The following is an 835-nucleotide window of genomic DNA, read 5'->3' on the forward strand; positions in this document are numbered from 1 at the left end:
TCAGCATCAGTAAGCGCGAGCCAAAGTGCCTCAGCTTCAGCATCTAACGACCAGAACTCAGCTTCTATCTCAGCAAGCGCGAGCCAGTCTGCGTCAGTATCAGCAAGCCAAAGCGCTTCAGCATCAGTAAGTGCAAGCATCAGTGCTTCAGTGAGCTCAAGTCAATCGGCTTCAGCATCTGTATCTGCAAGTCAAAGTGCTTCAACATCAGTAAGCGCCAGCCAAAGTGCCTCAGCTTCAGCATCTAACAACCAGAACTCAGCTTCTATCTCAGCAAGCGCGAGCCACTCTGCGTCAGTATCAGCAAGCCAAAGTGCTTCAGCATCAGTAAGTGCTAGTCAATCAGCATCTGTATCAGCAAGCCAAAGCGCTTCAGCGTCAGTATCTGCAAGTCAAAGTGCTTCAGCATCAGTAAGCGCCAGCCAAAGTGCCTCAGCTTCAGCATCTAACAACCAGAACTCAGCTTCTATCTCAGCAAGCGCGAGCCACTCTGCGTCAGTAAGTGCAAGCCAAAGCGCTTCAGCATCAGTAAGTGCTAGTCAATCAGCATCTGTATCAGCAAGCCAAAGCGCTTCAGCGTCAGTATCTGCAAGTCAAAGTGCTTCAGCATCAGTAAGCGCAAGCCAAAGTGCCTCAGCTTCAGCATCTAACAACCAGAACTCAGCTTCTATCTCAGCAAGCGCGAGCCACTCTGCGTCAGTAAGTGCAAGCCAAAGCGCTTCAGCATCAGTATCTGCAAGTCAAAGTACTTCAGCATCAGTATCTGCAAGCCAAAGTGCCTCAGCTTCAGCATCTAACAACCAGAACTCAGCTTCTATCTCAGCAAGCGCGAGCC

The 835-nt window shown here is 50.1% G+C and carries 1 protein-coding gene; it reads left to right on the forward strand.

Translation table 11 applies throughout. The features are described 5' to 3' along the window. Window positions 1-835 (forward strand): hypothetical protein (locus D8805_RS09970; RefSeq protein WP_185774602.1); only part of this gene is annotated, 835 nt, incomplete at both ends.

This window comes from Streptococcus oralis subsp. dentisani (genome assembly GCF_003944205.1).
Lineage (GTDB): Bacteria > Bacillota > Bacilli > Lactobacillales > Streptococcaceae > Streptococcus > Streptococcus oralis_BH.